This is a genomic window from Dyella silvatica (assembly GCF_026283955.1).
In the GTDB taxonomy this organism is placed as follows: Bacteria; Pseudomonadota; Gammaproteobacteria; order Xanthomonadales; family Rhodanobacteraceae; genus Dyella_C; species Dyella_C silvatica.
Window position 1 is genome coordinate 14,673 of record NZ_JAPDPE010000044.1, and the last position, 22,546, is coordinate 37,218.

The following is a 22,546-nucleotide window of genomic DNA, read 5'->3' on the forward strand; positions in this document are numbered from 1 at the left end:
CGACAGCTGCTTGAACCCAACAAGGCCATCGTCATGCGCTTCATCCTTACCGCCCTGCTCTGTTTCATCGCACTCCCGTTGCTTGCGCACGAAGGCATGGCCATGCCTAAGGGGCCCGAGCTGGGCAGTAGTGCGGCGATCGATGGCAAGGGCCGCTTGTGGCTGGTCGATGCCGCGGAAGGTCATGTGCGGCTACGTCACTCCGACGATTTCGGCCGCACCCTCAGCGCTCCGCTGGAAGTCAATGCGCAGGCAGAACCCATCTATGCCGAGGGCGAAAACCGACCCAAGATCGCCTTCGGCAGCCAGGGCGAGATCTACGTCAGCTGGTCGCAGCCGCGGGCTAAACCGTGGACCGGTTTCGTCCGCTTCGCCCGTTCGCTCGATGGCGGCCAACATTTCTCGGCGCCGCTCACCGTGCATCACGACCGTGCCGAAATCACCCATCGTTTCGATGCCATGGCAGTCGATGGCCAAGGCCGCATCGTGATGGCGTGGATCGATAAGCGCGATCTTGAAGCCGCCACGGCGCAGAGCAAACCCTATCTCGGCGCGGCCATCTACTACAGCGTATCCAGCGATCGTGGCGCCAGCTTTGCCACGGAACGCAAACTGGTCGATCAAAGTTGCGAATGCTGCCGCATTGCCCTGGCATTCTTCCGCAGCATCTATGGCGACAATATTCGCGATCATGGCTACGCCGTATTACATGCGGACGCACGCGCCAGCGAGGTGCAACGCGCCACCTTCAGCCAGTGGCACATCGCCGGCTGCCCCCATCATGGCCCCGGGCTCGCCATCGACAGCCAGGGCGTACTGCACGCTGTCTGGTATGAGTCCAAGGACAAACCCAGCATCTGGTACGGCCAGCTCCAGCCAGGGCAAGCACCGGCACATAGCGTGTTGATCGCCGGCGCTGGTGCCAGCCATGCCGATGTCGCCGTGCATGAGCGCGAGGTCTGGGTGGTATGGAACCATGTGAACGCTCAAGGTTATGAGCTGATGCTGCGCGGCTCACACGATGGCGGATTGCATTTTGACGACGCCCGACAGATCGCCAACACACCGGCGGCCAGCGCCTCACCACAACTGCTGTTATGGCAAGGCCGTGCCTTTGTCGCATGGAATACCTCTGCCGGCTTTCGCCTGATCCCTACCGAGGCGTTGTAATGCGCACCAAGCCATTACTGCTACTGGCACTCATGTTGCCCCTATGCGTGCATGCCGGTACGCCCATGGCACTGGGCGCCGGCGATGTAGCCGCCTTGCTCAAGCCACCCGCACAGGGCGAGCGCATCATCGCGCTGTGGGCACTGGATTGCGCCTATTGCGAAACGAATCTGCAAGCACTGGCCAAATTGCAGCAAACCCACCCTCAGCAGATCGAGCTGGTCAGCGTCGCCACCGACAGCATCCACCAACAAGACGCCATCGAAGCACGCCTCAAGGCGGCCGACATGCTTGCATGGCCTGCGCGGGCCTACGCCGACGACACGCCAGAGCGCATCAATTATCTACTGGATCCCCAATGGGGTGGCGAGATGCCACGCACGCTGGTCATCCGCGCCGATGGAAGCCGGCAGAGTTTCAGCGGCGCGTTGTCGCCCGCTCAGCTTCAGAAGATCGGCTCGCTATAAAGCGCCTCGACAAAACATCTACCCCTGCTGGAAGTCGTACCAGCCATTGGCCCTGATACATGCCATGATTCGCGGCTTGCGCTACCGCGACGTTCATCCAAAGAAGAGTTACCCGTAATGCTTGCCGAAATGCCCAGCACGCTTGTAAAACTGCAGTCCATTTTTTCGCGATGCATGAGCAAAGTCCCCGAAGGCATTCGACGCGCCTTGGTCCCATTCCTGCTGTCCAGGTTCATTATCGTCGCGACATTTGCTTCGGTCGCCTTTGTGGCCAATGTGCCTACAGCCGAATGGGGCCGTAACGACAACATTTTCGTCAAACTCAATCGTGAAAACATTACGGCGGGACTGCAGCGTGTCGCTATCGTCAACGATGCCGCGTGGCACATAGGGATCGCCCAGCATGGTTACGAAAAACGCCCCTTCGACACCTCCCGGCAAGCCAACTGGGCCTTTTTCCCATTGCACCCGATGCTGTGGAATGCCGCATCAAAACCGACAGGAGAGTGGCTTTGGTCTGGATTGTTATTAGCCAATCTATGGGCCTTTGCCGGCTTGAGTATGCTGTGGCATCTCGTTCGCAAACTCGCCGATTCAAGAGAACGCGCCGATGACGCGGTACTCTTTGCCGCATTCTGGCCAACCAGTTATTTCATGTCGCTTCCGCAGACGGAGGCCATGTTCTTTGCCTTGGTTACGCTGTCGTTTTTAATGGCTCTAAGTCAACGATGGTGGATCGCCGCCGTCGGCGGCATGCTGGCCGGCGCAACGCGATTCAATGGCATGTTTCTTCTGCCATCGCTGTTTCTGGAGTGGTTCAAGGGCAAGCGCGACCTGCGCCAGCTGGCCGCGCTTGGGCTGATCCCACTTGGGCTTGCCGGCTTCATGGCTTACCTATGGGTCATTACCGGAAACCCGATGGCCTTCAAAGATATTCAAATCGCCTGGGGCAGGCAGCTGACCGTACCCTGGACACCCTTGATGGATGCTTTTAACTATCTCAATCGAATCGCTGCACCATGGAATCCGCGCCTGCTGAATCTGGTCACTACGCTGCTTGCGATCGCCAGTGCCGTGGCCTGCTGGCGCCGCCGCTGGTACAGCCTTGCCGTATTTACTGCCCTTACCCTGCTCGCCCCGCTCTCCACCGGCACGCTCATGTCTATCACCCGCTATCTCGGCGTAGCTCCGGGGATTTATCTCATGCTTGCCGTGTGGGCTGGCGAACACCGCCGTCTCGGGCAGCTCTGGCTGGTGTTTCTCGCCATGTCACAAATCCTGTTGTGCGCCGCGTTTGCCGCCGGGGTGAATATTGGTGGCGCGTAGAGTCGCAGGGCCAGCTCAACGCGTTACAAAAGACAACCCAAACAGCCCAAAGCGATAACTACGCTTAACGCGGCCAGCGAACATGCCGCATGCTACGCAAGCACGCAGGCGACCGAATAGTCATTTCAAGACGTAACGCTATTGATCCGGCCCATTGGCATCCGGGATCGGATCGGCGGTGCCATCGTCCTCATCGCCGTAAATCGCCACATGGGCAACCCCATCAGCGCCGATCCAGCCACGGAACATGCCGTCGGTATTGAAGGGCATCGCCATATTGCCGCTGGCATCCAGTGCAATGGCACCGCCGTTGCCGCCCATCGAAGGGATTTCCTGATTGATCACCTCGGCGGCAGCGCGCTTCAGCGGCACGCGCATCTGGGTTACCCGCATGCAAATCTCATGTGCGGCGACGGTACGAATGTAGTACTCGCCCCATCCCGTGCCCGATACGGCACAACCCGAATTGGCGTAGGTTCCCGCACCGATAATCGGTGAGTCGCCGATGCGCCCCCAGCGCTTATCGGTCATGCCGCCGGTCGACGTGCCGGCCGCGAGACGCCCTTCGCTATCCAGCGCAACCGCGCCCACCGTACCGAAATGCTTGGCCGTCTCGACATCGCTGTGTCGTTGACTCAGCTTGTCCTCTTTCAACGCCTTTTGCAGCTGCTGCCAGCGTTCTTCGGTGCGAAAGTAGGAAGGATCGACCAACTCGATGCCTGCCTCTTTGGCAAATACCTCAGCACCCTCTCCAGCCAGCATCACGTGATCGGTTTTATCCATCACCGCACGGGCGAGCAAGATCGGATTCTTCACGCGGTGTACACCGGCAATCGCCCCGGCCTTCAAATTGGAGCCATCCATGATCGCGGCATCCAGTTCGTTCTTGCCCTCATGGGTAAATACCGCACCCTTACCGGCATTGAAGTTAGGGTCATCTTCCAGCACGGTAATCGCCGCGGTCACCGCATCCAGCGCCGCATCGCCGGCCTTAAGCCTGGCATAGCCCTTCTGCAAGGCCAGCGCAAGCGCTGCACGCACCGCTTTATCTTTGGCAGGGCTCATCTCGCGCTTGATCACCCCCGCGCCGCCATGGATAACCAGCACGGGCGTCGTGGCGTGGCTCACGGTGGCCGCGCCAAGAGCCAGCACGCCAGAGATGACACGAGCGGCTAACAGATATTGCAACTTCACGATGAGATCTCCCTAGTGACTACGAGGCGAGTATAGCGATCGACCGCAAACTTGCTCAGTCACCTGCAACAAAGGCCACAACGGAAGCATGCCCCCGCGAGAGGCGACATGCTTCGTGATACCAGGCAACAAGGGGACCTGCAGAAACCCGCCAGAACTCGCTCCGGCGGGTTCTGATGATCGGTAGCTCTAAACCACTTAGATCACTATTGAACCGCGATCGTGCCGTTGGGTGCACCCGGCGTGGTGTTGCCGATCTTGCGGTTATTGGCCGCCGAGTTCACGGTACCGCCACCCGACCCGATACCAACGGCGTTGTTGAACATATCGACATTCGAGATACGCACCGATGAACCGGTCTGGGCCTGTACAGCCGTGCCGTTTGCAGAAAAGAAACTGCTCTCGAGATCGATGGTACCGCCTTCAGCAAAGGCGCCGTATCCCGTATTCCCCTGAAACAGCGAATTGGTCGCCTCGATAATGCCCGCCTTAGCATCAAGGGCGCGCGTCGTGCCCTGAATAACGACATTCTTAAGAGACGCAACGGTTGCGGTACTCGAACCACTCTCAACCACTACACCACCAGCACCGCCCACAAAAGTAGAGTCCCGAACTATAACTTTGGCAGGTGTAGACAAGGCGATGTCGATGCCATTCACTGTAAAACCTTGAATCGTGCAGTGATCCACAATCAAGGTTCCCCCGCCTACAAACGAAATACCTGACAATCCAGTGCCGATACCGTTGAGTTCCAGATTCCGCAGAATCACGACATCGGTTGGGCCCGCATTGACGACGATGCCATTCGTGCCAGAAACAAGCACACTCGCAAGTTCTCCGCCGCCGTTGATCATAAGCGCTTTGGTAATAGTCAACGCACCGAATCCACCCGGATCGAGCACGGAAATTTCGCCACCCGCGACCGTCTTCGAGATCGCACCAGCAAATGTCTTGCAAGGTGCGGTGCGACTACATGGATTGGCGTCGTCGCCGACGCCTGACGTCCAAGTTCGTGTGGCCTGCGCGTGCGCCGTAGAAGCGAAGGCAAAAGCGATCACACTGAATGCCAGAAGAAACTTCATCGATCGTTTCATGGGACTTCCCCTTTCTAGTCAAGAAACGCCTGAGCCGTTGGAACGGAGCAGGTGGCCTGTCAGGGGACCCGTCCCAGGATCGTGACGCGGCAAAGTGGAGGCGGCTCCAGCCACCTGACTTACGGTCTCTTGTCGAGGAAAAATGAGTGGCAGTCTCGGACAGGTCTGCACGGCAAATATCCAGACCCGCTCATACCTGCAAATCCCCATAGCCCCCCGACCTTGGTAGCAAGTAGTCTATGCCCAGCACCGTGTAACTGCGATGAGCAGAAAGAGGGGGAAAACACGTGTGTATCGATCTAAAAGCACTGACATAACAGCAAGAAATTGCTGCTGGGTAAGGTTTGCTAAAACAAACCCGTGTCCAAGCCATTGATCGCAATAAGTCGCTGGCGATGTGCGACAGCGATAATGCGACCGCGCCTGCCGTAAAAATGCTGTCAAAACCGGCACCTGAATATCCCAAACCTGATAAAAAACTTTATTTTCAAACCCCTTAGGGCGAAATTATCCACCGCAGAAAACCTTCACATAAAGCACGGCATATCCCCTTCATCTTCAGCAGCAGCGTTATCCCACGATTCAAGTCAACGTTAGGGTCAATGAGGTCAGCTATGAAGCTTGCTACCGAAAACCTGGCTGTCGCTGGACCTGCTTACTGTCCGCTGGAGCGCGTTGAAACCGCGGTCGTGGGGATCGGCTACTTTGGCAGACTCCACGCACAATGCTATGCCCGCCTGAAGGAATGTAAATTGACAGCCGTGGTCGACCCCGACCCGACCACGCAATCGGTTGCACAACAGCTAGGCGTTGAGTGGTATCGCAGTATTGATGAGTTACCAGATTCTGTTCAAACCGTCTCGGTAGCCACCCCGATAAGCACTCACTACACATTAACCAAAAGATTGCTTAGGCGTGGCTTTGACGTGCTCTTGGAAAAGCCTATTGCAGAGACGCCAGAACAAGCCAAAGAACTCTGTGTCCTTGCCCAAGCCAGTGGCCGTATCTTGCAAATCGGCCATATCGAACGTTTCAACCCAGCTTATTCATTTGGGCCTGGCCTGTTGTCCCGTGCACGGACCATTGACATGGTTCGCACTACGCAGCGACCACCACGTAACGATCAGCTCAATGTGGTGATGGATTTAATGATTCACGATCTCGATCTGATCTTATACGGCGTGGCCTCCGACATAACCAGCGTCCGCTCTGAAGGACACAGTCGAGGTATTACAACGATCGATGACGCATGCGTCGAGCTGCACTTCAGCAATGGATGCATTGCGCGAATGAGCGCGCACTGGGGCGCCGCGGCGTCAATCAATGATCGATGCATGCTTGTTGATTTGGGTGCAGGTGACAGCTGGGCACTCGACTTCCTCCGACGCACGGCTTATCGCACAGCACCATCGCACACCTATGACCAAGATCTACCGCCACAGATACCCAGTCCGCCTCACGATTCGCTGACGGCAGAGTTGGCATCGTTTATCCACGCCTCTCGGCATCGCACTGCACCGCAGGTAACACCTGAACACGGTCATGCATGTGTCTAGCGGCGAAGTATCGACAAGAGTTGCAAAGTGCCGCTTGCCATTCCCCCGAAGCAATCAAGCCGGCCATAGAGGCATCTTGCCGTAACGTCACCAGGCATCTGAAATGCCCTACAAAAAGCTCAACCTAGCCAACGCTGCCCAACTTACTCGCTGCGCTGCCAGTGTCGATTTCAAGCCATGGAAATAGGTCATTGCTATATATGAAACAACTGATCGATAAGGTGTCAGCCCTTCTGAACTATCCGGAGATGATTGTGGATACTGCCGATCAGGCCACCAAGCTGGCATGTCTGTTCGAACAACAGCAATGAAGGAAGGCGTGGCAATGTCCAGCAAGCCCCTAGACGTAAACGATGACATTTACAGTGCGATAAGCGTCTCCAACTTGTCGAAGAAATACCATATTTACGATCGTCCACAAGATCGCCTCGTGCAGGGATTCCTTAGAAACCGCAAGCAACTCTACAAAGAGTTCAGAGCGCTTGATGACATATCACTGGAGATATATCGAGGCGAGACCGTAGGCATCGTTGGGCTCAATGGCTCGGGGAAGAGCACTTTGCTGCAAATTATTGCCGGCACACTATCCCCCACCGAAGGTACCGTGCGCATCAAAGGCAAAGTATCTGCCCTGCTCGAGCTAGGCGCCGGCTTCAATCCCGAATTCAGTGGGCGTGAGAACGTCTACCTCGCAGCATCGATCATGGGTTTCTCGAGAGTAGAGATCGAACGCAAATACGACAGCGTCATATCCTTTGCGGATATCGGCGATGTTCTGGATCAGCCCGTCAAAACGTACTCTTCAGGCATGTATGTAAGACTTGCCTTTGCAGTCGCCATATCGGTCGACCCCGAAGTATTGATTGTGGACGAGGCGCTGTCAGTAGGTGACATGGGCTTCCAAACCAAATGCATGGTTAAGCTGAAACAGATGCAGGAGCGTGGAACCACGATTCTTTTTGTCAGCCATGACGCCAACGCAGTCACTTCCCTCTGCCAGCGCGCCATCTATCTGCGCCAAGGAAAAATGCTAGCCATGGGAGCGGCATCAGAAATCACGGCTCAGTACATTCGTGATGTCCAGGAGGCCAGCAACCGAACCATTCAAAGTGCCGCCACCGACGCGCCGCCCCCCGAACGCCAAGGCAGCGAAGCAAGCATATTACCGGCCCCTACGTGCGCTAAATTCCAGCACTTCGAAAAGATGGCGGCAAATTTTCGCTCGGGCACGGGCGATGCAAGGGTGATGTTTGCGGAAATGATCGACGACAACGGTTCGCAGGTTAGCTCAGCGAGTTTTGACCAGGATGTCACGATCCGGATCATCGTACAGGCAACGCGCGCAAGCACCTTCTCCGTCAACTACAAGATATGCGACAAAAACCGTATTGCTGTCATCGGCGCAGATTTTCTGATGCAAGAGCATGAGCTTCTTTCCTTGCGGCCAGGACAGCAGGCGGAGGTCGTCTATAGGACGCGACTGCCGCTCACCGACGGCAAGTACAGCTTGCGAATTTCGCTCACCCACCCTATCGATGCGCATCAGCAGGCGATTTTCTTCGACATCGTAGAAATCGCTCATGTCTTTGAAATGATGCGTAGTACAAGAGCCAAATTCTGGACGCAGATCTACGTACCCAATAGCCTGGACGTAAACATTTCATGACCTCTGCAAGCAACGAATCTCACAGGCGATCGCTTCTGGTCATTGGCCATCCTGGTCATGAGCTGCGTGTTCTGGGTTGGGTCACACAAGAAAAGCCCTTGGTTTGCGTGCTGACTGACGGCTCAGGCGGCGACGAAATACCGCGAACAAAGCAAACACGCGCGATCCTTACCGCTGCGGGTGCTACCACCGGACCTATCTTTGGCATGTTGACCGATCGACAGATCTACGAACACATGCTGGCTCACGACGGTCACCTGTTTGAGGACATATGCGAACGCCTAGCACAAGTGATCATCGATCAGCGAATCGAGGTCGTTGTCAGTGATGCTGTCGAAGGCTATAACCCAACCCATGATTTGTGCGAAGTCATCGTTCGATCTGCTGTGCAGATCGCCAATGCCAGGCAGTCTGGCAGCATCCGGCATTACATCATCCCGCTGATGGGCGATCCTCGATCGCTAGGTGATGGCACTGAGTACAGCTCGGTGGAAGTCATGCTCACACCCGCACAATTTCAGCACAAAATCGACGCCGTGTACGACTATGCCGCCCACGCAGGTGCGACCTTGCAGCAGGAAGCCGAGGATACATTCCGGAACTTCGGCAAGGAGGCTTTCTCGCGCGAGTACCTGTTCTCGCCAACACTTTCCGGTATCAACTGGGAACGGCGTTTTGATGCTGGCAAACCCTATTACGAAACCTATGGCGAGAAGCAAGTCGCAGCCGGCCGGTATCAGTTCGTCATCCGTTTTCGTGAGCATATTCTGCCACTGGCAAAACAGCTCGACGAACATGCTGCAAATATTTCCGCTCGCGCTATCGGTAGCCATGCATGAGAATTTTGATCACCAATAACACCCTCGATGCACGGGCAGGCTCAGAGCTGTATGTGCGTGATATCGCGCTGGCGCTACTAAAGCGTGGTCATCAACCCATTGCCTATAGCAGTGTGCTGGGGACGGTTGCCAACGAGCTTCGCGCTGCAACGGTGCCCGTGGTCGATGATCTTGCAGCTATTGCCCTCGCACCTGACATCATCCATGGACAACATCATCTAGATGCTATGGCGGCAATGCTGCATTTTCCAGATACACCAGCCATATATTTTTGCCACGGATGGATTCCCTGGGAAGAAATGGCTCCTGCGTATCCGACCATACGCCACTATATCGCTGTCGATGACTTGTGCGTGGAACGCTTACATAGCACGCATGGCATCGACCCGAATCGTATCCGTGTAATCCGCAATTTTGTCGACCTGCAGCGCTTCAAGCTGCGCGACGAATTGCCCGCCAAAGCGCGTCGAGCCCTGATTTTCAGCAATTACGTCGGCGAAGGCGACATTCTTCTCAACTTACGGCAAGCCTGCGCCGAACGAGGTATTGAACTCGATCAGATAGGACTGGCCACAGGGCGTGGCGAACAACATCCGGAGCGCGTACTGGGCCAGTACGACATCGTGTTTGCCAAAGCTCGCTGCGCACTGGAAGCTCTGGCATGCGGCACCGCAGTGATTGCATGCGATGCCGCCGGCCTTGGTGAAATGGTCACCCCCCGCAACTACGAGAACATGCGTCGACTCAATTTCGGCATTCGTTGCTTGCGCAACGCGCATAGTGCTGAGGCCATTGGAAAAGAGCTCGATCGTTACAATGCGGCGCAATCGCGCGAGGTATCGTTGCGAATCAGGGCCGAAGCCAACATCGAAGACGCCATTGATCTGCTGCTGAGCACGTATCAGGAAGCCTTGGCTGATCCCGTCGAAAGCCCGCTATCCAAGGAAGCCTATTTGAGGCCAGCAAGCCGCTATCTGTCGCAAGTGGCAAGCGCTATTAAGGCTCGCGCACCCACGACTGCCCGGGCGTTGATTGAGGCAGAGGCGGCATCCCTAGCCGCGCGTGCTCGCGCACAACAAGCGGAACGCTATTTGGCAGAGCAACAACTAAGCCTACTCAAACTCAACACCACACTGTCCGAACAGCAGCACCAGGTTGCCGACAATCGCGCAGCGTTATCTGAGCAACAACAGCAGAACGCGCGGATTAGTGCTGCTTTATCCGAACAGCAACAGCAAGTGGCTCTGGCCAATGCAGCCTTGTCCCAACAGCAGCAACAGGCCGCCTTGGTTGATGCCAGCTTGTCTGAGGAGCGGCTACGCTCAAAGCGCGCCCACGAGCTGCTGCAGCAAGAGCGCCTGCAGCGCGAGTCATTGGAACAACGGCTGTTGCAACGCGACCGGGAAATAGCCGCCATCCATCGTTCGACCCTGTGGCCGTTGATCAATGGGCTTTACCGTTTGAAAGAGCGGCTGTGGAATACCCCGCTTGCCGCGATCAGGGCGCGCAAGGCACGCTGACCGGCGCCTCGAATACCAAGTCGCGGCGCCCCGCAAGCCGCATAGCTGCAACACATAGGGGGTAGGCCGGGTGTCTGCGACCTTCGTACAGTCATGAGTCAACGGCAAACCATCGTATCCTTAGCCACTGACTCCCCCCTGCAAGAAGGCATCGCAATGGATAAGGTTTATGCAAACGCGGCACAGGCCCTGGATGGCCTTCTGTTTGACAGCATGACGCTGGCCGCGGGCGGTTTCGGCCTCTGTGGCATCCCGGAAAACCTGATCGGCGCCCTGCTCGCCGCAGGTACCAAGGAGCTGACCATCGTCGGCAACAACGCGGGTGTCGACGATTTCGGCATGGGTCCGCTGCTGAAAACCCGCCAGGTCAAGCGCGTTTACGCGTCCTACGTCGGTGAGAACAAAGAATTCGAACGGCAGGTGTTGGCGGGCGAGCTGGAGCTACATCTGGTACCGCAAGGCACCCTGGCTGAAAAGCTGCGGGCGGGTGGCGCCGGCATTCCCGGTTTCTATACCCGTACCGGCTTTGGCACCAAGCTGACCGAAGGCAAGGAGACCAAGCTGTTCAACGGCAAGGAATACGTGCTGGAAGACGCCATCCACGCCGATGTCTCCATCGTCAAGGCGTGGAAGGGCGATCGCCTCGGCAACCTGGTCTTCAACAAGACGGCGCGCAATTTCAACCCGATGATCGCCACCTGCGGCAAGATCTGCGTGGCCGAAGTGGAAGAGTTGGTTGAGGTCGGCACGCTCGCCCCCGATGAGATCCACGTGCCGGGTATCTATGTGGATCGCATCATCCAGGGCGAGAAGTACGAGAAGCGGATCGAATTCCGCACCGTCGCCGGCGCCAACACCGGCAAGGAAAGCCCGATCCGCACCGCCATGGCCCAGCGCGCCGCGAAAGAGCTGCGCGATGGCTTCTACGTCAATCTCGGCATCGGCATTCCGACCCTGGTAGCGAATTTCATTCCGGCCGGCATCGACGTCACCCTGCAGTCGGAAAATGGCCTGCTCGGCATTGGCCCGTTCCCGGATGACGCCCATGTCGACCCCGACCTGATCAACGCCGGCAAACAGACCATTACCAGCCTGCCCGGCTCCAGCTTTTTCTCCAGCGCGGAATCGTTTGCAATGATCCGCGGCGGCCATATCGATCTATCCATTCTAGGCGGCCTGGAAGTCTCCGCCCACGGCGACCTGGCGAACTGGATGGTGCCCGGCAAGATGGTCAAGGGCCCGGGCGGCGCCATGGATCTGGTCAGCGGCGTCAAGCGCGTCGTGGTGCTGATGGAGCACAACGCCAAAGATGGCACACCCAAGATCAAGACCGCCTGCGACCTGCCGCTGACCGGCAAACAAGTGGTCGACCTGATCATTACCGATCTGTGCGTGTTCGAAGTGGCCAAAGGCAAAGGCCTGACCCTGATCGAACTGCAAGAAGGCGTCACGCTGGACGAAGTGAAAGCGAAAACTGGCTGCGACTTCGCCGTGTCGCCGACACTGAGCTAAGCCCTGTCAACCCCGTACCGCGGTCAGCCGTACGGGGTCAGAGGTTGTCGGCCAGGAGCGGCTGCGGAAAACGAATCCGCGCGACATGCCAATGATCGTCGCGGGTTTGCAGCTCCAGGGGCCAGGCGAAGCGCTCGCTGATCCGCTGCGCAATCGCCAGCTCAAAACCGTGCCGGTCCACCGCACCGTCAGCCCCGGACCGATTCGCCACCATCACCATGCCCGGCATCACCGTGATCACGATGGTGCCCTGCTCGGCCTGCTGGCAGGCATTGCGAATCAATTGCCAGCACAGCACCGCAAATACCCGCGGCGAGCCACGCAGCGCAAAGCGCACCGGCTCATCCAGCTGCAAGACGATGGGCTGCCCCTCGAGCAAATCGCGGGCCGCGTCGAGCTCGCGCTTAAGCACGTCGTTGACAACGAAATCTTCAACGCCCAAGCCCTTGTCAGACTCGCGCGCAAGAATCAGCAAGGCCTCGACCAGTGCCTCCATCTCGCGACTGGCCCGCTTGATCCGCTGCACCGACCGGTGACCGGGCTCATTCAACATCGGCTCGTCGGCCAGCAGATCGGCCGACATCTTGATGACGGTGAGTGGGCTGCGCAGCTCATGGCTGGCATCGCGGGTGAAATCGCGTTCGCGCCGGTTGTAATCGGCGATCCGGTGCGAAAAATCCTTTAGCCGTTGCGACAGCACGGCTACATCGGCATCGGTATGCGCGGGCAACTGTCTTATCTGCCATGCGCCCAGCTCAGGCTGCTGCTCGTCCCAGGCTTCCACCGCATAGGCCAGCCGGGTCACCTGCAGCCACGGCCGCCGCGCGGCCAGCCAGGCCAGCACGCTGGCGATCACGATCAGGCCGAACATGATCCCCAGCGGTATCAGCCCGGTCACGCCCAAAACGGCGATCACCAGCAGCGCCAACAGCTGCAAGCCGAAGACCACGGCTAGGTGCCGATAAAACGTTCCGCGGCGAAACGTTGTGCTCGATGCTGGAATGTCCCTGATTTCCATGGCAATGAGACGCGGACGGTAGTGAACCGGCTACGTGGCTGCGGCTACCTCCGTTTCGACATCGGCCAGACGATAACCCGAGGAGTGAACGGTATGCAGCAACGGATGGTTGAACGGCTTATCGATGATCCGCCGCAGATTGTACAAATGCGAACGCAGCGTATCGGAATCGGGCAAGGTGTCGCCCCAGATTTCGCGCTCGATATCTCGCCGGCTGACCACCCGCGGCGACTCGCGCATCAAGATGCCCAGCAACTTCAGGCCGATCGGCGAAACCGTCAGCTCTTTGCCGGCACGGGTCAGGCGCAAGGTGGCGGTATCGAGGGTCATGTCGCCGACGGTAAGAATTTCGGTGGACACCTGGCGGCGGTCGCGGCGGATCAACGCACGCAAGCGTGCTTCCAGTTCGCGCACCTCGAACGGCTTGACCAGATAATCGTCGGCACCGGCCTCCAGGCCGATCAATTTGTCATCAAGGGTGTCGTGCGCGGTAAGCATCAGCACCGGCGTGGATTTCTTCGCCTCTTTGCGCAGCTTGCGGCAGACATCCAGCCCTTCCAGGCCTGGCAGCATCAAGTCCAGCACCACCACGTCGTAGCTATTGGACACCGCCAAATGCAGACCGCTGACGCCATCGGCGGCGTAATCCACCGAATAGCCGCGACGCTCAAGGTGCTCGCCCACCATCTCAGCGATCTGGCGATTGTCCTCGACCAAAAGAATCAATCCGGATTGTTCATCACGCGCGTTCATCACTTACATCCCCAGCAGAGTCTTCACATAAGTGAACAGCTAACGATGTGCCGCGTTACAGGCACGTGAAGACCGTAGCGATGATGCCATGACTGACGCCTCGACTCATCGCAAAAGTGGCTTTAATTGAGCCCAAACCGTGTCTAAAACCATCGGCTCGCCAGCCGCCAGCGGATGCAGGCCGTCGTCCTGCATCAGGGCCTGATTGGTCGCTACGCCTTGCAATAAAAAGGGCACCAGGGCGGCGCGTTTTTCCTTTGCCAGGTCGGCATAAATGGCGCGCAGGCCGTCGCGGTATTGCGGGCCGTAATTCACCGGCAGCTCGATCCCCAGCAGCAGCACCTTGGTTTTTGCGTGGCCGGCGGCATCGATCATCGCGGCGAGATTGTCGCGCAGAGCAGCCAGCGGCAGGCCGCGCAGGCCGTCATTGGCACCCAGTTCAAGCAGCAAAACCGACGGCTGGTGCTTTGCCAGCAGGTCGGCCAGCCGGTTACGCCCGCCCAATGAGGTTTCGCCACTGATACTGGCATTGATTACGGTCCAGCCCGGTTCCATCTGATCCAGACGTACTTTCAGCAGATGCACCCAGCCTTGCTCTACCGCAATGTTGTGCGCAGCTGAGAGCGAATCGCCCAGAACCAGCACTGTCTTGGTCGATGCTGCTACAGGAGCCGCCGCGTAAGCGGCCCCGGACAGCCCGATTTGGAACAGCACCAGCAGTAGCCAAAGGAAACGACGCATGAGCGGTACAACCCCAGGTGTTCTTCTCGATGTCCGCGATGTTAGCAAGTCGGTGCAAGGCCCTGAGGGCCGGCTGGACATTCTGAACGGAGTAAGCCTGCAGGTACGCGATGGCGAAAGCTTCGCCATCGTCGGCGCCTCCGGCTCCGGCAAAACCACCTTGCTCGGCCTGCTGGCTGGGCTGGACACGCCCAGCAGCGGCAGCATCGCGCTGAACGGCCACGCGCTGGAGCAATTGGATGAAGAGGCTCGCGCCGATCTGCGCCGGCGCCTGGTCGGCTTTGTGTTCCAGTCGTTTCACCTGCTGCCGGCGCTGACCGCCGAAGAAAACGTGATGCTGCCGATGGAGCTGGAAGGCAGCGACGACGCCCGCAGCCGCGCCCGCGAGGCGCTGGAGGCCGTCGGCCTGAGCCCGCGCCGGCGCCACTACCCGGCGCAACTGTCCGGCGGCGAGCAACAACGGGTAGCGATCGCCCGCGCCTTTGTGCACGGCCCGCGCCTGCTGTTCGCCGATGAGCCCACCGGCAATCTCGACCAACGCACCGGCCACCACATCAGCGACCTGCTATTCGCGCTGAACCACGACCACCGCACGACCCTCGTGCTGGTCACCCACGACGTCAAGCTGGCCGCGCGCTGCAACCGTCAGGTCGAGCTGGATAACGGCAGGCTGGTGAGCGCGGCCACCCCGGCCATGGCGGTGGCGCCATGAGCGCCGCGGCGTGCGCCTCAAGCAAGGGGTGTAAGCACGTATGAGGCTGCTCACCCTCTCTCTGCGCACCCTGCGCCGCGAATGGCATCTGCCGGAATTGCGCACGCTGGCGGCGTCCCTGGTACTGGCGGTGGTGGCGCTGGGCGTGGTCGCCACCCTGGCCGCGCGGATCGAACGCGGCATGCTGGCCAGCGCGGCCGAGTTGATCGGCGGCGATATCGGCATCACCTCGCCACAGGCCGTTCCCGCCAGTTACGCGGCCCAGGCCAGTCAGCGCGGATTGACCGTCAGCCACGGCGCCGGCTTTCCCAGCGTGGCATTTGCCCATGGCCAAAGTCAGCTGCTCGATGTGCAAGCCAGCGACGGCGCCTATCCGCTACGCGGCACCCTGGAGCTGCTTGACGCGCAAGGCCGTGACCACACCGATGGCCATGCGCCTGCCGCCGGCGCGGTCTACCTCGATCACCGCGCCTTGGTCGCGCTGAATCTCAAAGTCGGCGACACCATCCAGCTCGGCGGTCGTGACCTGCGCGTTGCCGCCGAGCTATTGCGCCAGCCCGATGGCGGTCAGTTGTTTGCGCTGGCGCCACGCGCCTTGATGAGTTTGAGCGATGCCGAACAAGCTGGCCTGCTCGGCAGCGGCAGCCGCGCCCGGCATAACTTGTTGCTGGCGGGTGAGCCCGCGGCGGTCCAGGCCTGGCGCGCATGGGCGCAGTCCAGCACGCTGCCGCAAGGCGCCGAATTGATCACCCCGGAACAAACCCAGGAACGCATGCGCAGCGCCTTCGATCGCGCCAGCGCCTTTCTGCGGCTGACCGCCTTGCTCTCGGCATTGTTGGCCGGTGTCGCCATCGCCCTGGCCGCCCAGCGCTATGCCCGGCGCAAGACCAACGAGGTGGCCTTGCTGCGCGCGCTCGGCACCCCGCGCCGGCGTGTGCTCGGCTTGCTGTTAGGCACCCTGGGCGCACTGGCCTTGCCGGCCGTAACGCTGGGTGTATTGCTGGCCCTGGGCCTGGCCCAGGGCGCGTGGTTTTTCGCCAGTCAGCTATTCAGCAGCGCACCCACCACCTTGCCGCTGATGCCGGCATTTATCGCGGCGGTGATGGGCATCGCCGTATTGATCGGCTTCGCCCTGCCGCCATTGGCTCGCCTGGCCGAAGTGCCGCCGGTCGCGGTATTTCGCGAAAGCGTGACTCGTCGCGTGCGCCGCTTCGACACGCTGTATCTGTTTCCCGTCCTGGCCGCCTTGTTGTTGATCTGGAGCCAGAGCGGCTCGGCCAAGCTCGCCGGCATTCTCGCCGCCAGCCTGCTTGGCGTGGCCCTGGTGGCCGCGCTGCTGGCCGCCCTGCTGCTATGGCTGGCCCGGCGCGTGGCGCCCGGCGCCCACCCGGCGCTACGGCTGGGCCTGGCGGCGCTGGCACGGCGACGCGGCATGAGCCTGGTGCAAGCCACCGCGCTCAGCCTGGGCCTGGTGGCGCTGCTACTGCTCGCTGTCGTCGCACCGGCCCTGCTGGAAGGCTGGCGCCGCGAGCTACCCGCCGACACGCCCAACTGGTTTGTGCTGAATCTGCAAGACGATCAACGCGCCGCCTTCGAACAAAGCCTGACAGCCATCGACGGACAAAAACTCAACATGCTGCCGCTGGCGGTGGGCAAGCTCACGGCGATCAACGATCAGCCGATCGACCAGCTTCACTTCAAGGACGAACGCGCCAAAGACTGGGCCGACCGCCAGCTGCGCCTGTCATGGGCCGATGACCTGCCGCCAAGCAATCAAGTGGTCGCCGGTCAATGGCATGCTGCCGCATCAACGCAGGCCGAAGTGTCCATCGACACCATGTGGCGTGACATGTTTGCGCTGAAGGTCGGCGATCGCATGCGCTTCACCATCGGCGACAGCGACATGGAGGCGCGGGTAGGCAGCATTCGCCAGGTCGACTGGAGCTCATTCCGGGTCAATTTTTTCCTGCTGCTCGACCCCGCCCATGCCAACGCCTTGCCGCATAGCTGGATCGCCAGCTTCTATCTACCGCGCGGCCATGCCGAATCACTGGCCAGGCTATCGCGTGACTACAGCAACCTCAGCCTGATCGACGTCGATTCACTGCTCGACCGGGTGCGCGAAATCGTCGACCGGGTCGGCAACGCCGTGCGCTGGGTGCTGGGCTTCAGCCTGCTCGCCGGCGCCCTGGTACTGGCAGCGGCGCTGGCCGCCAGTGCCGCCGAGCGCCGGCATGAGGCCGCCTTGTTGCGCACGCTGGGCGCACGGCGCAATCAATTGCGTGCCGCGGCGGCCTGCGAATTCGCCTTGCTCGGTCTGGTCGCCGGCCTCACCGCCGCACTGGGTGCCGCCGGCACCGGCTGGTGGCTGGGTCATGTGGTATTTCATATCGACGGCTTCGTGCCGCCGCTGTGGCCGTTGATCCTCGCCGCGCTGGCCGCCGCCTTGGTAGTGATGCTGCTCGGCCTGGCCGGTACGCGGAAGGTCACGCGTACTTCGCCGATGCGCCTGCTGCGCGAGGGCTAGCCGTGCGATGGCGCCAAGCAAGCGCCTGATACAGTGAACGCCCTTCGCACATCCCGCCAGGTTTTCGATGAGCACGCGCGCATTCCAGCAACGCCTTAAGCAGGAATGGCTGCTGGTTGCGTTTGGTTTGCTGGCCATAGCCCTGGCGGCCGTCGATCCGCACCCATGGAACGACTATCGACGCTGGCTGCAACTACCGACACTGGCGGGCCTGCTCGGCCTGATGGTGGCCATTCAAGGCATTCGCGACAGTGGCTGGGTGCAGCATCTGGCCGGCGCACTGGTGGCACGCACCCATTCCCTGCGTGGCATGGGGCTTTTGCTGATAAGCCTCACCGCACTGCTTTCGATGGTGCTGACTAACGACGTCAGTCTGTTCCTGCTGGTCCCGCTGACGCTGGCGATCGGCGGCCTGTGCAATCTGCCGGTGCTACGCATGGTGATCCTCGAAGCCTTGGCTGTAAATGCAGGCTCCACGCTAAGCCCCATCGGCAATCCACAGAATCTGTTGCTGTGGCAACACGGCTACGTGCCCTTTTTCGATTTCGTACTGACCATGCTGCCGGTCGCGGCTACCATGTTCGCGCTGGTCGCCGCATTGACCTGGGTCTGGCTGCCGGCCGGCCAGGTCACCGTGAAAGCCGAGCAAGTCGATGGTCATGCCGTGTCCACGACGCAGGCCATCCTATCGACGATGGTACTGATCACCATGGTGCTAATGATGGAGCATGGGCACGCGGTACTCGGCGTCTGCCTGTTGCTGCTGCCTTTTGCGCTGTTCGACTGGCGCATGCTGCTGCGCATCGACTGGCTGTTGCTGGCGACCTTTGCCGCGATCTTCATCAGCCTCGGCCACGGCGCCGAATTGCCACTGGTACAGCGCGGACTGGGCCTGCTCGACTTCGATCAGCCGCTGACCTTGTACTTCAGCGGCATCCTCGCTTCGCAACTGATCAGCAACGTGCCCGCTACCGTGCTGCTGATGGGCCATGCGCCGAATGCCATCTCGCTGGCGGTGGCGGTCAACGTCGGCGGCTTCGGTATCGCGATCGGCTCATTGGCCAACCTGATCGCCTTGCGCCTGGCAAAACAGCCGCACGGACTGCGGCTGTTTCATCAGGTCTCGATACCCTTTCTGCTGGTATGTGCGCCACTGACCTATCTAGCCTGGCGCTGGCTGGGATAGCCAGCCCTTGGCCAACCCAGATCGCTCAATCCCGGTCGCTGGGCACATGCACCTTGCCCGCCACGGCGTGGAAATTGACATCGCCGCTACCTTTCGCGCCGAGATTCAGATCGCCACGCACATCCTTCACGGTGAGATCGCCCGAACCCAAGGTATCGGCACGCACATTGCCACCAACGTGACTCACGCTGACATCGCCGGAGCCGATACTGCCAATCGTGGCATCGCCCTTGATGCCATCGACTTTGATCTCACCGGAGCCGATGAAACCCGCTTGCAGGCTGCCGACATTGTTCGCCTCTACCGAGCCTGACCCTACGCCGGTCACGAACGCACCGGCGATATCGTTGACATGCAAATCACCCGAGCCGACCTTGGCTTCCAATTGCTGTAAGCCGCGGACCGTGGCATCGCCCGAACCGACATTAAGCACCACCGGCAACTGCGCCGGCACCTGCAGGTTGAGCTCAAGATTGGTATACGAGCTGCCAAACAGGCTGATACTGAAATGACTGTCGCCACCGGCCTCTACGACCAGGCGATCGCCCTCACGGTGCTGCGTCACCACCAGCTGATCCAGCAACTTGGGGTCCGAGGCGCAGGCCTGGCCGGTCAATTCAGCGCTGTTAGCGCCCGTGTTACCGGTGAGATGCAAGTCGTAGCTACGCAGCTCCACCTGCAATACGCGCACCCCGGACAGGTCGAGCTTGAGATTGCGTGGTGCCTGATATTGGCAATGATCCGCGGCATGAGCGGCGAGCGGGGCCAGAAACAGAGCGAGAAACAAGGCACGATGCATCGAATGACTCCCAGTGGAAACAGAACGTAAGCATCTGATGCAGGCCAGGGGCAAAGGGTTGCTGCAAAAGGCAGCACGCAAAGCGGGATCGCACTGACCCCATCGGCTCAGATACAAACGTGGCGCAGCAACATAGCGCATCGCCCAGGCGCGATCACCGTGCCAACGGCCATCTTGCGTAAATGTTCAAGACTCAGTGTGGCTGGGATAGATATCCGGCCGGCCCGCGAGCAGCCGCGCCGCCTTACGCCTCGATATCCGCTGTCGACTCGTCGTTGTTGCTAAGCCGCTTCACCCGCTGCCATAGCGCTTCTTGCGCGGCCAGATCGCGTTCGGCCATGGGCTGCCCTTCGGCGACGGCCAACTGCTCCATCTGGCGAAAGCGCCGTTCGAATTTTGCATTCGCGTGCCGCAGCGCCTGCGAAAAATCGACCCCGGCATGGCGGGCCAGATTCACGCTAACAAACAGCACATCGCCAATTTCATCTTGCAAGCGCTCATGATCGCCGCCGTGCGCGAATTCGGCACGCACCTCGGCGACCTCTTCCGTCAGCTTGTCCAGCACCGGCTGCGCATCGGGCCAGTCGAAACCGACGGTGGCGGCACGTTGCTGCAACTTCAGTGCGCGCTTCCACTCGGGCAAGCCACTGGAAATACCGGCCAGGGCACTATGATCGACCGCCGCACCTTTGGCCGCACGCTCGTCGGCCTTGATCTCTTCCCAGGCCTGCATCTGCGCATCGAGGTTGGCGTAGCTCACATCGCCGAACACATGCGGGTGCCGGCGCAGCATTTTCTCGCTGATGGCATGGGCGACGTCGCTGAAATCGAACAAGCCGGCCTCTTTCGCCATCTGCGCATGAAACACCACCTGCAATAACAGATCACCCAGCTCATCGCGCAAATCGTGCCAGTCCTTGCGATCGATGGCATCGGCCACTTCGTAGGCTTCTTCGATGGTGTAAGGCGCAATCGTGTCGAAGTTCTGCAACACGTCCCACGGGCAACCGCGCTCGGGATCGCGCAGGCGGGTCATGATGGCGAGCAAATCGTCGAGGCTGTGCTTGGTCATCCGTCCACTACCAGCTCGCGCAGGCGACCAGACCAATCGATGGCACGGTCGCCCACGGCGATAAATTCAGGGTTGAGCAACGACTCGCCACGGTTGTAACGCAGCGGCTCGCCTTGCAGGTCGAGCACCGCGCCGCCGGCTTCTTCCAGCACGCACTGCGCGGCGGCGGTATCCCATTCGCTGGTCGGGCCACGACGCAAATAGACGTCTGCCTCGCCACGCGCGATCAAACAAAACTTCAGCGACGAGCCCAGCGGCCGGGATTGAAAATCATCACCGAGCAAAGCCTGCAGCAACGGCAGGCCGCGACCGCCATGCGAACGGCTGCCCGCCACCATCGGCGGCTTGGCCAGATCGCGCGTCACAATGCCCAGCCAGGGCTCATCGGCCTGCACTTGCAGCCAGGCGCCCTGCCCTGCGGCAGCGGCATACAGCTCTCCGCCAACCGGTGCCAGCACCACCCCCAATACCGGCCGGTGATTGTCGATCAAGGCGATATTCACGCTGAACTCGCCGTTGCGCTTGACGAATTCGCGAGTGCCATCGAGCGGATCGACCAGCCAATAGCGCTGCCAGGTCTGGCGCTCGCTCCATGCCGCAGCGCATGCCTCTTCAGACAGCACCGGCAAGACCAGCTCAAGTTGCGCCAGCGCCGCCACGATCACCCGCTGCGCGGCCAGGTCGGCGGCGGTCACCGGCGAGCTGTCCGACTTATGCATGACTTCGAAATCTTCGCGGTAAACCGTCAGGATCGCCTCGCCAGCCGCGCGGGCGATCGCGGCGACCTGGCGCAGCAAGGCAGAAATCGGTGCTTCACTCATGCTGGACGGAACCGTCCGGCGAGGTACTCGCGAGCCATGAACAAGGCAGCGATCGAACGCCCTTCGGTGACATCGTCGCGGGCAATCAAGGTATGCAGCTCAGTCATTTTCCACGGCACCACGTCGAGCTCCTCAGGCTCATCGCCCACCAGCCGCTCGGGATAGAGATCCTGCGCCAGCACCACATGCGCCATGTGGCTCATGTATGACGGCGACAACGAGAGGTTATGCAAAATCTTCAGCTTGCGCGCGCCGTAGCCGACTTCTTCTTTCAGCTCGCGGTCGGCGCCTTGCTCCGCGGTTTCGTCACGATCGAGGCGCCCTTTGGGCAAGCTCAATTCATAGCGTCCCACGCCAGCGCCATATTCGCGCACCAGCAGCACGGTCTCGTCGTCCAGCATGGGTACGATGATCACCGCCCCCATGCCTCCGCCCTTCAGCCGCTCGTAGGTACGGCGTTCGCCGTTGGAAAATTCCAGATCGAGCTGCTCGACACGCAGAAAACTGCTGTCCTGCAGATCGCGGGTAGCGTGGATGATTGGTGGCTTGCGCATCCGCGCATTGTAGCCGTCT

The 22,546-nt window shown here is 60.0% G+C and carries 20 protein-coding genes and 1 pseudogene; 11 read left to right on the forward strand and 10 right to left on the reverse strand.

Features of this window, described 5'->3' with window-relative positions; translation table 11 throughout:
* Window positions 1–33: 33 nt before the first annotated feature.
* The 3 genes from OUZ52_RS10540 to OUZ52_RS10550 all read left to right on the forward strand — a co-directional run bounded on the left by OUZ52_RS10540 (window position 34) and on the right by OUZ52_RS10550 (window position 2,963).
* The gene (locus OUZ52_RS10540) at window positions 34–1,170 is read left to right on the forward strand and encodes a sialidase family protein (RefSeq protein WP_266158347.1); all 1,137 of its coding nucleotides are present in this window, start codon (window positions 34–36) and stop codon (window positions 1,168–1,170) included.
* Window positions 1,170–1,637: a thioredoxin domain-containing protein gene (locus OUZ52_RS10545; protein ID WP_266158348.1), complete on the forward strand. Its 468-nt coding sequence runs from the start codon at window positions 1,170–1,172 to the stop codon at window positions 1,635–1,637. Before OUZ52_RS10540 ends, OUZ52_RS10545 begins: the two co-directional genes overlap by 1 nt.
* A 117-nt stretch (window positions 1,638–1,754) precedes the next feature.
* Window positions 1,755–2,963, forward strand: a complete 1,209-nt coding sequence (locus OUZ52_RS10550) for a hypothetical protein (RefSeq protein ID WP_266158349.1) — start codon at window positions 1,755–1,757, stop codon at window positions 2,961–2,963.
* Between the two features lie 138 nt (window positions 2,964–3,101).
* On the opposite strand, the gene OUZ52_RS10555 is transcribed toward OUZ52_RS10550, so the two are convergent.
* Both OUZ52_RS10555 and OUZ52_RS10560 read right to left on the reverse strand, forming a co-directional pair.
* Entirely contained in the window at window positions 3,102–4,157 is a 1,056-nt protein-coding gene (locus tag OUZ52_RS10555) for an isoaspartyl peptidase/L-asparaginase family protein (RefSeq protein WP_266158350.1), read from the reverse strand.
* Window positions 4,158–4,363: 206 nt separating this feature from the next.
* The gene (locus OUZ52_RS10560; RefSeq protein ID WP_266158351.1) at window positions 4,364–5,251 is read right to left on the reverse strand and encodes a hypothetical protein; all 888 of its coding nucleotides are present in this window, start codon (window positions 5,249–5,251) and stop codon (window positions 4,364–4,366) included.
* A 614-nt stretch (window positions 5,252–5,865) separates the two neighbouring features.
* Between OUZ52_RS10560 and OUZ52_RS10565 the strand changes: the two genes are divergently transcribed.
* From OUZ52_RS10565 to OUZ52_RS22860, 5 genes are all read left to right on the forward strand, one after another.
* Entirely contained in the window at window positions 5,866–6,807 is a 942-nt protein-coding gene (locus OUZ52_RS10565) for a Gfo/Idh/MocA family protein (RefSeq protein ID WP_266158352.1), read from the forward strand.
* Between the two features lie 325 nt (window positions 6,808–7,132).
* On the forward strand, window positions 7,133–8,473 hold the full coding sequence (locus tag OUZ52_RS10570) for an ABC transporter ATP-binding protein (RefSeq protein WP_266158353.1): 1,341 nt from the start codon (window positions 7,133–7,135) through the stop codon (window positions 8,471–8,473).
* A complete protein-coding gene (locus OUZ52_RS10575; protein WP_266158354.1) occupies window positions 8,470–9,312 on the forward strand; it encodes a hypothetical protein in 843 nt (280 codons plus the stop codon). The genes OUZ52_RS10570 and OUZ52_RS10575 overlap by 4 nt, the downstream gene beginning before the upstream one ends.
* Before the next feature lie 5 nt (window positions 9,313–9,317).
* The gene (locus OUZ52_RS10580; protein WP_266158355.1) at window positions 9,318–10,832 is read left to right on the forward strand and encodes a glycosyltransferase; all 1,515 of its coding nucleotides are present in this window, start codon (window positions 9,318–9,320) and stop codon (window positions 10,830–10,832) included.
* Window positions 10,833–10,988: 156 nt separating this feature from the next.
* Window positions 10,989–12,344 (forward strand): 3-oxoacid CoA-transferase, encoded by a 1,356-nt coding sequence (locus OUZ52_RS22860; RefSeq protein ID WP_323135336.1) that lies wholly within the window; start codon window positions 10,989–10,991, stop codon window positions 12,342–12,344.
* A 37-nt stretch (window positions 12,345–12,381) separates the two neighbouring features.
* Here OUZ52_RS22860 and OUZ52_RS10595 read toward each other — a convergent pair whose 3' ends face one another.
* From OUZ52_RS10595 to OUZ52_RS10605, 3 genes are all read right to left on the reverse strand, one after another.
* The gene (locus OUZ52_RS10595) at window positions 12,382–13,362 is read right to left on the reverse strand and encodes a sensor histidine kinase (RefSeq protein WP_266158356.1); all 981 of its coding nucleotides are present in this window, start codon (window positions 13,360–13,362) and stop codon (window positions 12,382–12,384) included.
* A 30-nt stretch (window positions 13,363–13,392) separates the two neighbouring features.
* Entirely contained in the window at window positions 13,393–14,115 is a 723-nt protein-coding gene (locus OUZ52_RS10600) for a response regulator transcription factor (protein ID WP_266158357.1), read from the reverse strand.
* Between the two features lie 105 nt (window positions 14,116–14,220).
* Entirely contained in the window at window positions 14,221–14,856 is a 636-nt protein-coding gene (locus tag OUZ52_RS10605; protein ID WP_266158358.1) for an arylesterase, read from the reverse strand.
* Between OUZ52_RS10605 and OUZ52_RS10610 the strand changes: the two are divergent.
* A pseudogene (locus OUZ52_RS10610) lies at window positions 14,855–15,367 on the forward strand (ABC transporter ATP-binding protein); the annotation flags it as partial. The gene OUZ52_RS10605 and the pseudogene OUZ52_RS10610 sit on opposite strands and share 2 nt — an antisense overlap.
* 134 nt (window positions 15,368–15,501) lie before the next feature.
* Here OUZ52_RS10610 and OUZ52_RS23020 read toward each other — a convergent pair.
* Window positions 15,502–15,552 carry a hypothetical protein gene (locus tag OUZ52_RS23020; RefSeq protein ID WP_425493830.1) on the reverse strand — a complete coding sequence of 17 codons (51 nt, stop codon included), beginning with the start codon at window positions 15,550–15,552 and terminating at the stop codon, window positions 15,502–15,504.
* 56 nt (window positions 15,553–15,608) lie between these two features.
* Between OUZ52_RS23020 and OUZ52_RS10615 the strand changes: the two genes are divergently transcribed.
* Complete coding sequence (locus tag OUZ52_RS10615; RefSeq protein ID WP_266158360.1) at window positions 15,609–18,095, forward strand: ABC transporter permease; 2,487 nt, start codon at window positions 15,609–15,611, stop codon at window positions 18,093–18,095.
* A gap of 67 nt (window positions 18,096–18,162) precedes the next feature.
* Window positions 18,163–19,281: an SLC13 family permease gene (locus OUZ52_RS10620; protein ID WP_266158361.1), complete on the forward strand. Its 1,119-nt coding sequence runs from the start codon at window positions 18,163–18,165 to the stop codon at window positions 19,279–19,281.
* Window positions 19,282–19,306: 25 nt separating this feature from the next.
* Here OUZ52_RS10620 and OUZ52_RS10625 read toward each other — a convergent pair whose 3' ends face one another.
* The 4 genes from OUZ52_RS10625 to nudE all read right to left on the reverse strand — a co-directional run bounded on the left by OUZ52_RS10625 (window position 19,307) and on the right by nudE (window position 22,527).
* Complete coding sequence (locus OUZ52_RS10625) at window positions 19,307–20,080, reverse strand: DUF4097 family beta strand repeat-containing protein (protein ID WP_266158362.1); 774 nt, start codon at window positions 20,078–20,080, stop codon at window positions 19,307–19,309.
* 244 nt (window positions 20,081–20,324) lie between these two features.
* The gene (gene mazG, locus OUZ52_RS10630; protein ID WP_266158363.1) at window positions 20,325–21,152 is read right to left on the reverse strand and encodes a nucleoside triphosphate pyrophosphohydrolase; all 828 of its coding nucleotides are present in this window, start codon (window positions 21,150–21,152) and stop codon (window positions 20,325–20,327) included.
* On the reverse strand, window positions 21,149–21,973 hold the full coding sequence (cysQ, locus tag OUZ52_RS10635; RefSeq protein ID WP_266158364.1) for a 3'(2'),5'-bisphosphate nucleotidase CysQ: 825 nt from the start codon (window positions 21,971–21,973) through the stop codon (window positions 21,149–21,151). The genes mazG and cysQ overlap by 4 nt, the downstream gene beginning before the upstream one ends.
* A complete protein-coding gene (gene nudE / locus OUZ52_RS10640; protein ID WP_266158367.1) occupies window positions 21,970–22,527 on the reverse strand; it encodes an ADP compounds hydrolase NudE in 558 nt (185 codons plus the stop codon). Before nudE ends, cysQ begins: the two co-directional genes overlap by 4 nt.
* Window positions 22,528–22,546: the final 19 nt, after the last annotated feature.

Coding starts and splice junctions, on each gene's coding strand:
- cysQ (WP_266158364.1), bottom strand. CDS start 21,973: ATGAGTGAAGCACCGATTTCTGCCTTGCTGCGCCAGGTCGCCGCGATC.
- OUZ52_RS10545 (WP_266158348.1), top strand. CDS start 1,170: ATGCGCACCAAGCCATTACTGCTACTGGCACTCATGTTGCCCCTATGC.
- OUZ52_RS10575 (WP_266158354.1), top strand. CDS start 8,470: ATGACCTCTGCAAGCAACGAATCTCACAGGCGATCGCTTCTGGTCATT.
- OUZ52_RS10620 (WP_266158361.1), top strand. CDS start 18,163: ATGAGCACGCGCGCATTCCAGCAACGCCTTAAGCAGGAATGGCTGCTG.
- nudE (WP_266158367.1), bottom strand. CDS start 22,527: ATGCGCAAGCCACCAATCATCCACGCTACCCGCGATCTGCAGGACAGC.
- OUZ52_RS10550 (WP_266158349.1), top strand. CDS start 1,755: ATGCTTGCCGAAATGCCCAGCACGCTTGTAAAACTGCAGTCCATTTTT.
- OUZ52_RS10540 (WP_266158347.1), top strand. CDS start 34: ATGCGCTTCATCCTTACCGCCCTGCTCTGTTTCATCGCACTCCCGTTG.
- OUZ52_RS10560 (WP_266158351.1), bottom strand. CDS start 5,251: ATGAAACGATCGATGAAGTTTCTTCTGGCATTCAGTGTGATCGCTTTT.
- OUZ52_RS10625 (WP_266158362.1), bottom strand. CDS start 20,080: ATGCATCGTGCCTTGTTTCTCGCTCTGTTTCTGGCCCCGCTCGCCGCT.
- OUZ52_RS10570 (WP_266158353.1), top strand. CDS start 7,133: ATGTCCAGCAAGCCCCTAGACGTAAACGATGACATTTACAGTGCGATA.
- OUZ52_RS10615 (WP_266158360.1), top strand. CDS start 15,609: ATGAGGCTGCTCACCCTCTCTCTGCGCACCCTGCGCCGCGAATGGCAT.
- OUZ52_RS10595 (WP_266158356.1), bottom strand. CDS start 13,362: ATGGAAATCAGGGACATTCCAGCATCGAGCACAACGTTTCGCCGCGGA.
- OUZ52_RS10600 (WP_266158357.1), bottom strand. CDS start 14,115: ATGAACGCGCGTGATGAACAATCCGGATTGATTCTTTTGGTCGAGGAC.
- OUZ52_RS22860 (WP_323135336.1), top strand. CDS start 10,989: ATGGATAAGGTTTATGCAAACGCGGCACAGGCCCTGGATGGCCTTCTG.
- mazG (WP_266158363.1), bottom strand. CDS start 21,152: ATGACCAAGCACAGCCTCGACGATTTGCTCGCCATCATGACCCGCCTG.
- OUZ52_RS10605 (WP_266158358.1), bottom strand. CDS start 14,856: ATGCGTCGTTTCCTTTGGCTACTGCTGGTGCTGTTCCAAATCGGGCTG.
- OUZ52_RS10565 (WP_266158352.1), top strand. CDS start 5,866: ATGAAGCTTGCTACCGAAAACCTGGCTGTCGCTGGACCTGCTTACTGT.